This window comes from Brevibacillus fluminis, from assembly GCF_052072235.1.
Taxonomy (GTDB): Bacteria; Bacillota; Bacilli; order Brevibacillales; family Brevibacillaceae; genus Brevibacillus_D; species Brevibacillus_D fluminis_A.
Genome location: NZ_CM125436.1, coordinates 4,431,147 through 4,445,113 on the forward strand (window position 1 = coordinate 4,431,147; position 13,967 = coordinate 4,445,113).

13 protein-coding genes are annotated in these 13,967 nt (G+C 54.6%); 3 read left to right on the forward strand and 10 right to left on the reverse strand.

The window, feature by feature from the left end:
* Positions 1-242: 242 nt before the first annotated feature.
* Positions 243-1,433: an ISL3 family transposase gene (locus ACTID9_RS21885; protein ID WP_441066981.1), complete on the reverse strand. Its 1,191-nt coding sequence runs from the start codon at positions 1,431-1,433 to the stop codon at positions 243-245.
* Positions 1,434-1,561: 128 nt separating this feature from the next.
* Here ACTID9_RS21885 and ACTID9_RS21890 point away from each other — a divergent pair, with 128 nt between their 5' ends.
* Positions 1,562-2,356 (forward strand): WG repeat-containing protein, encoded by a 795-nt coding sequence (locus tag ACTID9_RS21890; protein ID WP_441066982.1) that lies wholly within the window; start codon positions 1,562-1,564, stop codon positions 2,354-2,356.
* Positions 2,357-2,433: 77 nt separating this feature from the next.
* Here the strand turns inward: ACTID9_RS21890 and ACTID9_RS21895 are convergent, their stop codons facing one another.
* Genes ACTID9_RS21895 through ACTID9_RS21920 form a run of 6 tightly spaced genes read right to left on the reverse strand, consistent with a single transcriptional unit; the run spans position 2,434 to position 8,941 of the window.
* Positions 2,434-3,624, reverse strand: a complete 1,191-nt coding sequence (locus tag ACTID9_RS21895) for a GNAT family N-acetyltransferase (protein WP_441066983.1) — start codon at positions 3,622-3,624, stop codon at positions 2,434-2,436.
* Entirely contained in the window at positions 3,617-4,954 is a 1,338-nt protein-coding gene (locus ACTID9_RS21900) for a F390 synthetase-related protein (protein WP_441066984.1), read from the reverse strand. Before ACTID9_RS21900 ends, ACTID9_RS21895 begins: the two co-directional genes overlap by 8 nt.
* On the reverse strand, positions 4,945-5,814 hold the full coding sequence (locus ACTID9_RS21905) for an MBL fold metallo-hydrolase (protein ID WP_441066985.1): 870 nt from the start codon (positions 5,812-5,814) through the stop codon (positions 4,945-4,947). Before ACTID9_RS21905 ends, ACTID9_RS21900 begins: the two co-directional genes overlap by 10 nt.
* Complete coding sequence (locus tag ACTID9_RS21910) at positions 5,771-6,775, reverse strand: NAD-dependent epimerase/dehydratase family protein (protein ID WP_441066986.1); 1,005 nt, start codon at positions 6,773-6,775, stop codon at positions 5,771-5,773. Before ACTID9_RS21910 ends, ACTID9_RS21905 begins: the two co-directional genes overlap by 44 nt.
* Positions 6,772-7,953, reverse strand: coding sequence for an ATP-grasp domain-containing protein (locus ACTID9_RS21915; RefSeq protein ID WP_441066987.1), 1,182 nt, complete (start codon positions 7,951-7,953; stop codon positions 6,772-6,774). Before ACTID9_RS21915 ends, ACTID9_RS21910 begins: the two co-directional genes overlap by 4 nt.
* On the reverse strand, positions 7,943-8,941 hold the full coding sequence (locus ACTID9_RS21920) for a beta-ketoacyl-ACP synthase III (RefSeq protein WP_441066988.1): 999 nt from the start codon (positions 8,939-8,941) through the stop codon (positions 7,943-7,945). Before ACTID9_RS21920 ends, ACTID9_RS21915 begins: the two co-directional genes overlap by 11 nt.
* A 164-nt stretch (positions 8,942-9,105) precedes the next feature.
* Here ACTID9_RS21920 and ACTID9_RS21925 point away from each other — a divergent pair, with 164 nt between their 5' ends.
* On the forward strand, positions 9,106-9,618 hold the full coding sequence (locus ACTID9_RS21925) for a MarR family winged helix-turn-helix transcriptional regulator (protein ID WP_441066989.1): 513 nt from the start codon (positions 9,106-9,108) through the stop codon (positions 9,616-9,618).
* A 131-nt stretch (positions 9,619-9,749) separates the two neighbouring features.
* Here ACTID9_RS21925 and ACTID9_RS21930 read toward each other — a convergent pair whose 3' ends face one another.
* The gene (locus ACTID9_RS21930) at positions 9,750-10,733 is read right to left on the reverse strand and encodes a 2-hydroxyacid dehydrogenase (RefSeq protein WP_441066990.1); all 984 of its coding nucleotides are present in this window, start codon (positions 10,731-10,733) and stop codon (positions 9,750-9,752) included.
* 203 nt (positions 10,734-10,936) lie between these two features.
* Positions 10,937-11,350 carry a MerR family transcriptional regulator gene (locus ACTID9_RS21935; protein ID WP_441066991.1) on the reverse strand — a complete coding sequence of 138 codons (414 nt, stop codon included), beginning with the start codon at positions 11,348-11,350 and terminating at the stop codon, positions 10,937-10,939.
* 160 nt (positions 11,351-11,510) lie between these two features.
* Here ACTID9_RS21935 and ACTID9_RS21940 point away from each other — a divergent pair, with 160 nt between their 5' ends.
* The gene (locus tag ACTID9_RS21940; RefSeq protein ID WP_441066992.1) at positions 11,511-12,125 is read left to right on the forward strand and encodes a flavin reductase family protein; all 615 of its coding nucleotides are present in this window, start codon (positions 11,511-11,513) and stop codon (positions 12,123-12,125) included.
* A 150-nt stretch (positions 12,126-12,275) separates the two neighbouring features.
* Here the strand turns inward: ACTID9_RS21940 and ACTID9_RS21945 are convergent, their stop codons facing one another.
* Positions 12,276-13,934 carry a CocE/NonD family hydrolase gene (locus ACTID9_RS21945; RefSeq protein ID WP_441066993.1) on the reverse strand — a complete coding sequence of 553 codons (1,659 nt, stop codon included), beginning with the start codon at positions 13,932-13,934 and terminating at the stop codon, positions 12,276-12,278.
* Positions 13,935-13,967: the final 33 nt, after the last annotated feature.

Below are 13,967 nucleotides of genomic sequence, written 5' to 3' on the forward strand. Positions count from 1 at the left end.
CAAAGGAATGCGCTTACTGTCAAATGCGGCGGGCGGTTAACGGAAGCTAAACGAGTAGGAACATCTAGGTAGGACGCAGATACAACTGTTTGATTAAATGGAATTAATAATTGAATAATCGACAAGACTTTTGAAATGCTAATACCATCATTTACATATTTGGATTATTTTTCATTATTTTCAATTATTGAGCTCTTCACCGTTAATCGTGCTTGATCTTCCTCTATCGTAGTTTTTCACTTTTATATGGCTGGTTTACACTCTAGCCGAATTCGAATCTTGAACCGCTCAATGTTGCGATACCCATAGGCTCGTCGCTTGATGACTTTCACTTTGTTGTGCGTCCCTTCAATCGGAGCATTCGTGATCCGAAATGAAAAATAATGCTGAATCGGATCACGCCATTGGACAATTGTTTTTGCAATCGATCGAATGGCAGAGGTGGGAGAAATGAGATGTTCAGTAATCCATTGTTGGAGTGCTTCTTTCCCCGATTCTTCTGTCTGGGCTGCATACACCGTTCTCATGTGCTGTAAAGCGTTGTAAAGGCGTTCCAAATGGGGATCTTGAGCTAACCAGGCTTTCAATTCTTCCTGTTCCTCAGGTTTCAGTTTATCGGGAGATGTGTGGAGCAGACGTTGTTCATGTCTACCCCGGCGATGAGTTCCCCGCGAACGAGTACGTTTACGAGCAGCTTCTAACGATTTGGAGAAGAGCTGAATGACGTGGAACTTGTCTGCTACTACGGTTGCATCCTTCCAAACGCTTCGAACTGTCTCAGCCATTCCAGGAGCCAAGTCTGTCACAACAACCTGTGGAGGCGTAGCAAAGGGCCAGTTCATCAGAGCGTTACGAACCTGTTCACGTGAACGCCCTTCTGTGACCTGCCAGATATGCCCGCTTTGTGCATCCATGAGGTTTACACCGTACTTGTGTCCTTTTTGGAGAGCAAACTCGTCCAGACAGACCATAGTAGGCGTAAGAGGATCTTGGGGTTTAGCGAGAAGCTGAGGAGCCAGTTGGTAATACCACCGTTCCAATGTCGTATAGCAGATTCCGAGTTGTTTGGAAACGCTAAGCAAATCCCTCTTCTGACACAACTCAACAGCCATTTGACGAAACGCAAAAGTAGCCGTTCCTCGATAGGGAATTCCATCCCATTCGAGAGTCCAGGTGATCTGGCAATCGTTGCAACGTTGTCGATAAACAGGAACACGTACCCAGACAGTACCCCATGAAGGAATAAAGCGGTGACGAAGAAGACGGAACCCTGGGCGAGCATGATTGGTGCTCTCTTTCAGGCAGAGAGGACACAGATGAGAGGCTGGATTGGGAGTGAGAGTCACTACCCAATCGATTTCAGTCGTTTTGTCCCAATGGGAAAGTTGAAACGATGGAAGACCGATAAAGTCTGTGGTAAACTTGTTAGACAACGTAGATTTCCTCCTATCTTGTGATGGTCTGGACAACTTTCACGATAGAGGAACATCTACGTTTTTTCAATGTCTAGCACGGGTTATGGTGATGAATCAATTATTGTATAAATAGAGGAGAAAGCGTTATGTACGCATTTTTGCAAAAAATATTGAATCTTGGATGCTCTTTACTTGTCCTGCTTGGCTATACTCCTACTGAAAGCTGCAATGGTTACCTTTATCCTGTTAAAGTAAACAGCTTGACTGGATATATAAATCGATCCGGAAACGTAAAGATTCGGCCGCAGTTTGACTCAGGTGGTAATTTCTCAGATGGCCGTGCAATGGTAGAACGTAATAGGAAGGTAGGCTTTATTGACGAAACAGGAGATCTTAAAATAAACACCCTATATGTCGATGCACTTCCATTTTCAGAAGGTCTGGCACCTGTACGAAATAATAATGGATGGGGCTATATTGATAAAAACGGAGCTGCTGTTAGTAAACATTTATATAAAGAGGCCAATCAATTTCATGAAGGATTAGCGGCAGTTACAAGCACATCAAATGATCATTATTACATTAATAAGCTTGGTAAAGTTATCATTCAACCTGAAACCAAAACTGCCGAGGTTGAATTAATGGATTTCTATGAGGGGTTAGCATTCGTAAAAGATTCGGGGAAGTATGGTGTGATTGACAAGGAAGGTAACTATTTAATTGCCCCTAAGTATCGTTATGGAGATCATTTTTCTGAAGGATTGGCTGTTATTGCAGAAAATAATAAATGGGGGTTTATAAATAAAGAAGGGGAGTTCCTGATACCGCCGACTTTTGACTTTGCTTATGATTTTGTTAACAACCTGGCAAATGTACAAGTCGGAACGAAATGGGGTTATATAAGCAAAGATGGTATGTTCATTTGGAAACCTTCGCATTAATTTTGTCAGAAGCTAGACATGAATTACAAACATGGGCGAGGCAACAAAAAAAGCACTCCCACAACAGGAGTGCTCCCTCACAGCTTCAGCCGCCTCATCAACGGCATCCCGATTTTTTCGGAAATCCATTGCAAGCCCGCCCAAACCTGCCGCCGGCGGGCAGGCAAATGCCGGTCGTAAACCATGTTCCATTCCACATGCGGCCTCGCCCCGCGGCAGCGCTTGAACGATGCGGCCCCCGAGCTTTGGTGGAGAATGAGTCCGTGCTGGCGCGCATCGGCCACGAGTTGGGCCGAAAGCAGCCGATACAAGCCCGCCTCCACCGGAACGTTCGTATCATAGCCGAAAAGCGGTGTCGTCATGACGCCGTTGCGGACGAAATAACCGAGCACCGCATCTGCTGCCTGCCGCCCGCCTTTCGCCGCTTCCGCTTTGTCCCCACCCGTCAAGAGCGCGATGGAGAGCAAATGCTCGCGCAAGGCCAGGCGGATGAACCGTTCGGTAAACTGCGGGTTGTGCAGCGAATACTTGTCCAAATACAATTGCCCGTACAGCTCCGCAATCCGTCCCACCTCCTCATCGCCGATCTCATCATTGCGCCGCACGGTGTACGGGCACGCAGAAAGCAGCTTCTGATCGCGTTTGAGAATCCAGCGGTGCTTGGAGGGCAGCTCGCCGTCCTGCTCCGGCTTGTACACATAAATCTGCCTGCTCATGATCGCCTTGTATCCCGCTTCGGTCAACAGCTTGGGCAGCATTCCGCCCGTACCGTCCTGCACCGACCGGAACAAGATCGCGTGATCAGGGTACAAGTCTGCCAAAAAAGCGGTGATGCGCGCGAGCTGTTCGGCCGTCAGCGGATGGTACAGGTTGGTCGAGAGCAGCCAATTGTTGACGCACACGACCTTGTTGACGCGCCCTGCCCGCAGCCACCTGCCCAACATCGTCAATACGCCGCCTAGCAGCGCCCGCTGCCACCCGGCCGGAACCAGATACAGCTCTTCCTTCGCATAGCTGACATAATGCGTATACGGCGAGCACACATAGGCGTTGTCATAGTCGGCATCATTGACCGTGACAGGCATCACCAGATCGTCGATGGTCAATGCCAGCATCGTCGTGCGGATGTTGGCGATATACGGCTCCACCCCGTCTTTGATCAGCGGCTCGAGGTAGGCTTTGGCATACGCTCCGTCGCGCTTTGTCTCCCAGCGCAGCCGTCCGATCGTTTCTTTGCCGTACAATGCCGGCTCCTCTCTCTCACACAAGCGTACATCTCCTCTCCACCCGACGCAGCTTGGTCGCGCCGGGGACGAACTCATACGGGATAAAGCCGATGACGGGCGGTCGAACCCCCATCCCCTCAAGAATATGGCACAGGCTTGCCGCCACCGCGTCTTCCATCTCCTGCCTCTTGGCTTCCGGCCCGCGCAGCATGATCTGCACATGCTGCGGACCTTCCTGAATCACGCGATATTCACAGACATCCGGTGTCGCCGCGATCACTGCCCTGCGGATGAAATCCGGGAATACCGGCACCAGCTCGCCGTTTTTCACCGATGGGAAATAAAACAGGTCGTCACATCGCCCTTCGATAGAAGCGATCGGCGTAAAGACGGACCCGCACGGGCATGGCACCCTCTGCTCGGTCAAAATGTCATTGAGCCGATAGCGGATGATCGGCTGTGTCGTGCGGGTGAAATCGGTGATGATCGGAACGAATTTCCCTTGCTCACGGTCCAGGTACTCTTTTTGGATCACCAGCAAGTCTTCATTCAAATGAAGGGTGCCGTGGCTGCAGGTCGTCGCCAGAAACCCTTCCGTGCACTGGTACACCTGATGGATAACTTGTTTAAAGCACGCTGACAAAAACGACTGGTCGAGCGGATCGAGCACCTCCGCCACCGAAATGATTTTGGCCGGTGCGACAGCAAGCTCGCCGCGCATTTGCGCCTCCCCCAACAAGCGCAGCATGGAGGGCGGGGCTACAATGATCGACGGCTGATAGCGATTCAGGCGCTCGATATGGCAAGACACGTCATCCAGCAAATCAAAAAACCGAAACTGGATGCGCCCCTTTTGCACGGAGCCGTACAGGTTGCTGTTGGCCCGCAGGAAAAACGCGATGCGCTGCTCCGCAAAGAGCGAACCGGGGAGCGCTTTTCCCAACATGGTAGCAGCCCACATCACCCGCTCCTGCGGGCTGACGAGAAAAAGCCCTCTGTTGCCGGACGTACCGGAAGACAGCCCGATGGTGATCCCCCTGATTTCCGGGGTGAAGTCGCGCGTCTCCTCCGCTTTTAGCGCAAGGGCAAACGCCTCCTCCCGTCCGATCCCCGCCGTGTTCAACCGGTCGAACTCCGCCATCATGATCGTTTTGTCAATCAGGGGATAGCGCTGCCAGTCACGCTCCTCCAAGCCGCTGTAATACTCGCGGTAAAAAGGCGACCGGCTGCGCACGAAGGCCAGAAAAGCGCGAACCTGCCGATCCTGCCATGCCTCCAGCGCGGCCCGCGTCCGAAAGCGCCCGCCCCGTTTAGCATTGGCATAATAGCGGATGAACGCGGCCAAATCCGCGAACCTGCTTCCTACTCCCATCCTTTTTTCACCTGCTCCCACCATTCCCCGCAATGCGACGGGATGATCGTCACCTGCGGGTAACATTTGTACGTGAGATGGAGCCGGGACAGCGTGTCATTGTATGCGCTCCGGTCGGGAAACAACCAATAGGCGAACAGATGCGGCGAAATCGCCTCGCGGTACGCCTTGCTCGACCAGACCGCATCGGCGCACAGCAGTACCTGCTCACCTGATGCCGTGCGAAAATACAGCCCGAACTGCCCGACGGCATGTCCGCTCATTTCGATCGCGATGAGACTGCCATCGCCCAGCACATCATACCCCGCATCGAACGCTTCCAGCTCATCCGGCAGCTCGACCGGCTCGCTTGTGTCCAGGAAAACCGCCCGATTTGCGAAATCAGGGGGCAGCAGGCTTGGGACAAAGCCGTAACGAACAGCGGCCAGCCCTTGTTTTTCCTTGACGAACTCATAAGCGGAGCGGAAGCAGTAAAACGTGGCATTCGGGAAATCCGCACAGCCTGCCACGTGGTCCGCATGGAAATGGGACAAAATGATGTGGCGGACGTCTTCCGGCTGTATGCCCCGCGCGCGCAGCTGGGCCGCCGCCCCTTCTTCCGGCCGGAAAGTAACGGGTGTCACCCGTTTGTACAGCGAATACGGAAAGCGGCTGCACGCCTGTTCAAAATGTTCTGCATAGCCGGTATCAAACAAAATCGGCCCCGCTGTCGGATGATGGATCAAGCCGAATAGCGCGGGAATGCGGATTTGTTGCCAGCTGCCTGTCTGCAGCGTCATTTTTTCGCGATGGGTGCAGTATCCGGCGCACAACAACTCAAAGCGAATGTCCGTCTGCTCCCTTTTGCCACCATTGTACAAATCGATCGATCCCTTCCTCTATGCTGATGGCCGGCTCATAGCCAAGCTCTCTTCTTGCGGCGCTGATGTCGAGCGTCTGGCTTTTCGCCAAAACGCCTACGGTGTAGCGGGTCAGGAGCGGTTCCTTGCTGCGCGGCGCAAGTTTCGCCAGCGCTTCCATCCCGGCTGCCAATAACGCTGCGACAGGATAGGCAATCTTGCGCCCGCGAAAGGGCACGCCCATCCTGGCAAACAGCAAATCCAACATCCGCTTCAGCTCAATCGGCTGTCCATTCGTGATGTTGTAGGCTTTGCCCAAAGCCTGCGGCCGCGCGTGCATGGCGAGCAGCAAACTGTCCACCACGTTGTCGATGTACGTGACATCGAGCAGGGCCATCCCGCCGTTAATCAGCGGGACGAAGCCTTTCTCGTTCGCCCGGATCAGCCTCGGGATGATGGTGGTGTCCCCCGGGCCAAACAGCGCGCGCGGGCGCAGAATGACGGTTTCAAGCCCTGTCTCGGCAGCCCGCAACACGTCTTGCTCCGCTGCATGCTTGGTCTGGGCATACGCGTTGGCAAAGCGGCGCGGCAAGGGGGCGTCCTCCGCGATCGCCAAACGGTCGCGGTACGCGAAATAAATGCTGGGCGTCGAAACGTGGACAAGCCGCTTCACCCCATGCGCGCGGCAGCCCGCGATCACGTGGCGCGTCCCTTCCACATTGGTCTGGTAAAAATCGTCGTACCGTCCCCATGGTGAGGAAAGCGCTCCGCAATGCAGCACCATGTCCATGCCCCGGCACGCGTCCATGATGCCCGCGCGCTGGCGCAGATCGGCCTTGGCAAAGCGAATGCCCTGCGATTCCAGCTGCTGCCCGATCGCCTCGTTGCGCCCGAGCGCCGTCACGTCATGACCTTGCGCGTGCAGGCGCTGCACCGTCTTTTGTCCCAAAAAACCGGTCGCCCCGGTAACCAACAGCTTCATCGCACATCCCCGTTCCATTCGATATCGAGTGTCGTCGCAGCCAACAGCGACGCATCGTGGTGCCGGCTTCTTTTCCAAAAGGAAAGCAGCGTCAAGCCTTGCGCGAGCAGCGGCAGCGGATCGTCCCAGCGAAACAGCACATCCCGCGAGGTGCGCATCGTCCGCAGCCATTCGCCCATACGGCGCTCGCTGATGGCGGCCGGCAAGCCGTACAGCCACATCGCGGCAGACAGCATGGCACGGGCATCCATCGGGCAGACCGGCACAGACGGCTGCCGGAAAAAGCATGGCGCAAAATCGGGCGAACCGGCGAGCAAATGAATGCCGCTCGTCGCGCGTGGATTGCATTCCAGCGGGTACAGCGTCCCGTCCTCCGCCTCGATCAAGTCGAAGGCGATCTGTCCGCTGAAGCCGAGGCGGCCCACCACCTCTTCCACCCAGCTCTCAATCTGCGGCCCATCCCGATGGGCGAACGCAATCGACGCCCCGATGCCCGCCCGAAAGCTGCCTTGATACGTGGTATGCGCGAGCACTTTGCCCTCTTGCGCGAGCGTGTAGGTCGAAAGCTCGGTGCCCGATACGTACGCCTGCGCAAGCCACGGTACATCCGGTGAAATTTCGTTTGCGGCAAGCGGATTTTTCCCGTCGGTGACGATGGCGATCCGCGCGCCGAATCGGGAAAAAACCGGCTTGACGACGACCGCCTGATCGGCTGGCTGCCAAGCGCGCAATGCATCCGACAGTTCCGCTTGCGAACGGCAAAGCACGGTTCGCGGCACCGGCAGGCCGAATGACTGCACCATCTGGATAAACCGGTATTTATCGTGCAACTGCTCCAGCCGATCGAGCGGCTCTGCAAGCACCTGGCAATGCGCCGCCAATTCATCGCGTGCCTGGGCAATATAAAAAATTTCCTCGCAGGTCGGGATCAACAGCTCGATCCGCTCCCTGCGGATTACCGTAAGCAGATCGCGGATAAACTGCTCGGGCTGCTGCCGGGGCGGTGCTACCAGAAACGACTGCTCCACAGCGCGGGAAAAGCGGCAGCCATGGCAAGCGATGCTGTCCGCCGCAAATACCGTATGCCCCGCCCGGGCGAACATCCGCGCGAGTTCGAGTGTGACCGGCGCCCGCGCCCCTGTCAGCAAAATGCGCCGGCCCTGCGACTCAATACGCAAGCACGATTCCCCCAAGCGACAGCCCTGCGGAGACGCCGAGCAGCAGCACGCGATCGCCCCGCTTGATCTCTCCCGTTGCAATTGTTTCGTGCAAGGCGAGCGGAATGCTCGTCGCGATTGTATTTCCGTAATTGGCAATATTCATAATGAAGCGCTCGGGACGAACCCCCAGCTTTTCCCGCATGATGCGCATGGACATGCCGCTCGCCTGATGCGGAATGACCCAGTCGATCTCATCCATGCCGATTCCGCTCGCTGCCAAAAGCTTCTCCACAAACGGCTCGATCATCCGGCTCGTCATTCGAAAAATACCCCGTCCATCCATTTGAAACAGAAAATCCGCCTTGGTCGTCTCGCTGTACATGCGCGGGTGCAGCATCGTCCCGCCGCCGCGAATTTCCGACAAGTGCGCCCCTTTGCTGTATGTTTCCATCCGGGCGGCCAAAATGCGAGAGGCGCTCCCCGCTGGCGTTCGTTCGATAATCGCCGCTGCGGCGCCGTCGCCAAACAGCGTGCAGCTTTCCTTTTGCTCCCAATCGAGGCCGACGGAAGCGATCTCGGATGCGACCAAAAGCACCCGACGATACCGGCCCGCATCGACCAAATACGAAATCGTGTCAAGCCCGGCCACAAAGCTGAGGCAGGTCGAGTTCAGATCGAAAGCGGGGATGCCGCTTCCGCCGCCGCCCAGCTCCCGCTGGATCAACGCCGCCGTGCAAGGAATCTCCTGCTGGGCGGTACCGCTCACGCCAACGATGCAGTCGATGTCGGACAGCTCGTATCCTGCCTGCTCCAAGGCAGCTCTGGCCGCCTTTGCCCCCATTTGCGACGACGTTTCCCCTTCCGCATAGCGCCGTTCCAGCACGCCTGTTTTTTTGGCCGTCCAACCGGCCGCAAGCCCGAGGCGCTGATCCAGCTCCGCTGAGGTGACACGACGCGGCGGCACATACATGCCTGTTCCCGTAATAGCTATCTGTCGACAATCCATGGACCAAAATCTCCTTCTTCCGACTTCTTCTTTCAAAATATCATATAGTATAATTACGTGTATATATATTCAATAATTGCTGCGATTCCAGACATCCCTCTTTGCGCAAGCGAATGCGTGCCGCTTTTTCTGCCAGGACGAATACCAGGGAGGTGAAAAATCTTTTGGAGTTTGACTTGCGTGACATACCGACACGGCAAACATTGAAAGAATACTCCGTCTTTTATCCGGAACTCGACGTAACGGCTGTCGAGACCTATCTGCTCTTTTTGCGGGCAGCCAGCGAAGTATTCACGGTTTCCGATCACCACCTTTCCCAATTCGGTCTGTCGCGTGGAAAAGTCACCCTCTTGATGCTCCTCATACGCAACGCCGAAACCGGCCTGCCGCCATCGGAGCTTGCGGCCCGGGCAGGCGTGACGCGCGGCACCATCACAGGCTTGCTGGATGGATTGGAACGGGACGGACTCGTCGAAAGACACGATCATCCCTCTGATCGGCGGATGTACACCATCCACTTGACGGAGGGCGGGCTGGCCCTGATGCAAAAGCTGCTTCCGATGCAGTTCATGCTCATTTCCCAGATGATGAGCGAGCTTGCGCCGGAAGAGCGGACACAGCTTGTTGAACTGCTGGCCAAAATCCGCAAAGGCGTCGAAAGCATCGATGCGGTTTGACGCATGCCCTTCTACGTTTGTACGAAAAAAAGAAGGATGGACACCTTTTGCGAAAAAAGGGCCTATCCTTCTTTTTCTATCAACGGCCTATTTTCTATTGGAATGAGGCCGCTTGTGCTGCAACTGTTCCCTTACTTTTCATAGACTTCGGGATTCACCGCATGCAGCAGCTTCTCGCCTGCGAGCCCGAGCAAAATGTTGTCCGCCGTGATCATCGCCATCCGGGTGCGCGTCGCGATGCTGGCGCTTCCGATATGCGGGGCGACCACGACATTGTCGAGCGCAAGCAGCGGATGATCGGCGCCGATCGGCTCGCGTTCGAATACGTCGAGACCCGCTGCCCAGATTTTCCGCTCTTTCAAGGCGTCATAGAGCGCTTCCTCATCCACATTGGTCCCGCGGGAAGCGTTGACAAAGATCGCATTCGGCTTCATCAGCGCCAGTTCGCGCTGCCCGATCATTTTGCCGGTCTCTGCCGTTGCCGGCGCCATCAGCACGACATAATCGGATTCGCGCAAAAGGTCGTCCATCTCGCTGTATTGGGCGCCAAGCGCCTGTTCCGCTTCCGGTCTGCGGCTGCGGTTGTGATACAGAATGTTCATCTCGAAGCCTTTCGCCCGCCGCGCCACCGCCTCGCCGATCCGCCCCATTCCGATGATGCCGATGGTCGCCCCATGCACATCTTGTCCGGTCAAAAGCATCGGCGACCAGCTTTTCCAGCTGCCATCGCGCACGAAACGGTCCGCTTCGGGTATCCGCCGCGCCACCGCCATCAGCAGCGCAAACGTCAAATCGGCCGTCGTTTCCGTCAGCACGCCCGGCGTATGCCCGACCGGAATGCCCCGACGGGTGGCTTCGGCGATATCGATGTTGTCGAACCCGACGGCAAGGTTCGCTACCACCCGCAAGTGCGGCGCGGCGTCAAACAGCTCCCGGTCGATCCGATCCGTCAAATTCGTATAGAGCGCGGAGGCGTCGCTCGCTTCCTTCAGCAGCACCTCGCGCGGGATCGCCACCTCGTCTTGCTCCCATAAAAAAACGTCCGCCGCATCCCGCAGCCGGGCCACGATCGGCTCGGGAATATTTCGGGTCACGACGATTTTGTCTTTGCCCACCAAACTGCACCTCCACGGTTGCCTGTTATGTAGAGATAATAAAGTTTTAGACAGATATAAAGTATTGGACGGGATAATAAAGTTATAGACTGGCGGTTGCGTTAAGTTACGTGCAGATTTGCTCAACAAATGAGCATCCGTTTATCATCGTGCCTGGGTATAGCCCAGTAAGATTACGCAATTCATTTAGCTCTAGGCCATACTTATATCGGATCTTCGTAACTTCCTTTGGAAAGCTCAAGATAACCGGCTAGCTTCTCTTTTGCAAGTGAAATAATGTGATCCAGTTCCTGACGCTTGGCTTCCAGATTCAACAGATATTTCGAAAGTATTTCGGTTCGCTTGTTTAATGTGGGAGTAAAGTTGGCAGGGTCTTCCCCTTGCTGTATTTTGTCCATCACACAACCGTCACGGGTAAACTCTGTGATCTCCCCGAGTGATAAACCTAACTTTTTTAGATTAGTCAAACATTGAATATATGAAACCTCGCTCTCGGTGTAGGTTCGTGCCCCTCCCTCTCTGCGACTCGGTCCCTTCAGAACTCCAATTTTCTCGTAATAACGCAATGTATAAGGGGTTAACCCTGTCCTTTCTGTTACTTGGCTAATGGTCAGCATGGGATGCACCCTTCTTTGTCATGTGATTTTGATATTATCGTACAACTTAGAGTTAGATCGAAGTCAAGTGTCTAGCATCGCATCATACTATCCCCCTTGACCTCGAGTCGACTCTAATTTGTATACTGCAGCCATAACATCAAGAAAGGATGAAATCAGAGTGGAAATTATTCCTGAAAATCTTACGTGGAAAGACAGCTACAAATTATACACAGGCTCCATTTTGCCGAGGCCGATTGCTTTGGTCTCTACCATTTCTAAAAGTGGCATTCCGAATCTTGCGCCTTTCAGTAATTTTTGCGGCGTATGTCCTCAACCTTTTATTATAGCTTTTGCCCCCCTCATTCGTCCTGAAGATGGTACAAAGAAAGATACCACACGCAACATTGAAGAAACAGGACAATTTGTGGTCAATATCGTTACAGAGGATATTGTTGCAAAAGTGAACGAAACATCCATAGAATTTGCATCAGATATTGATGAGTTTCAAGAGACCGGTTTAACGCCTATTCCCAGCTCGAAAGTGATGCCTTATCGAGTTAAAGAAAGTCCCATACAAATGGAATGTGTATTGGAGAACATACTGGCATTTGGGGAAGGAGCTGGATCATCAAACCTCGTTATTGGTCGTGTCGTCAAAATTCACATCGATGATGTACTATACAAGGATGGGAAAATAGATTTGGCCAACCTTAAACCGGTAGGTCGTCTCGCTGGGGAATATTATGCAAAAATGTCGGATTTATTTACATTGAAACGCCCCGAACGACGCTGACGAACTCTTGAGAAGCGAAGAAACCAGTCATTTAGTACGGCAGGTTATCATGCACTGTCAAAAACGAAAGAGACAGCGATCGATGCCGCTGTCTCTTCTATTGTACTGCTTATGCGCAGTCATTCGCCAACGCTTTTCCGACCGGACGCCCTACTTGCGCGGGATGATCGGCAGCACGATCGCGGACGCATGCCCCGGTTCATGGTAGATCGTCTGCTTGGCTACGACCATTTCCGTCGTTTTCCCGAGCGGTGCGCCTGTATTGAGATTGCGGTCATATTTCGGGAAGGCGCTCGAAGAGATTTCCACACGAATGCGGTGCCCTTTTTTGAAAACATGGCTCGTGTTCCAGCAATCCACGTCATACTGATACACCTTGTCCGGCTCGATCAATGACGGCTTGTCCATACCATCGCGGAAGCGGGCGCGCACCAGCCCGTCGGTCAAACGCTGCGCGAACCCGTTCGGCCAGGCGTCCAAGAGCTTCACGGTGAAATCGGTATCCACCGCGCTGGAGGAAGCGAACAGCTCCATGCGGATCGGTCCGCTCACTTCCACATCGTGCTCCAGCACGTCCGTGCAGTAGACAAGCACATCATCCCGCCGCTCGATCGCGGAATAATCGTCAGGGCCGCCGATCTGTGCCGAGGTCGGCTCGGTGATGAATGGCACCGGGTTGGCCGGATCGTAGGTGAACCGGTCTGCTGCCGCCTCGCCGTCTGCAGGAGGCTGTTCGGTCGACAGCCAGCCATCGCCAAAGCGGCTGTTCGCCATTCCGTTGCTGCGCAAATAAAACCTGGTCCACTCCGTATTCGCAAGCGGCCATTGCGATTCATCGCGCCATTTGTTCTCGCCCATCACGAACATCCGCACCGGCGGCTCCGCCATGATGCCGCTGTCCTCGCCTTTGAGCCAGTGATTGAACCAGCGCAGCTGGTAGCCTTTGAGATCGATGACCGAATCCGGCCCGAAATCGATGTCGCCGAGCTTGGTCGACTCATTGATGCCATGCGGCCACGGCCCCATCAAAAGCTTCTGGTTTTGGCGGGCGAACTCGCTTTTCGCCCCCTTCGTCATGCCGATGAAGTTGAGCGGCGTCCCGACCTGCTCATCATCATACCAGCCCGAGATGTGCATGACCGGTACATCGACGCGGTCGAACTTGGTCTGGTAGCAGATGCGCTCCCAATATTCGTCAAGCTGGGGATGCTCGAACTCCTCCCGCCATTCGGCGGAAAGCTTGCCGGTTAACTCATCCATCGTCGCAAGCGGCAAATGCCAGTAGACGTTCTCCCAATCGATCACGTCGACATTTTGCATCACGCGTCCGCTGACCATATGAAGCCAGCAGAGATGGTGCGGCGTCGGCACGCCTGTCGGCCATTCCACAAACGGATCGGACGGCGTCACCGAGCAAATCATCGCCTTGAGCGATGGAGGCTGGGTAATGGCGGTCAGCCATTGAATGCGGGCCAAATACGAGCCGCCCATCGTACCTACAGCACCGGTGCACCATGGCTGCGCCGCCGCCCACTCGATCGAGTCATAGCCGTCTTGGCCTTCATTGAAATACGGCTTGAATACGCCGTCGGAATCGCCGCGACCGCGAACATCCATATAGACGACAGCGAACCCGTGCCGGGCAAAATAGCTGCCATTTTCAAACGTCGCCTTCGAGGTTTTCAAATAAGGGGTGCGCACAACGATCGCCGGATAGCGCCCTTCTTCCTTGGGACGATACACATCGGCAGACAGCGTTACGCCGTCGCGCATGGCAACGCGCACATTGCGTTCAATTCGAATGTCCATAGCTTTTCCCTCTCCCTTTGCGCAATCGTTTTT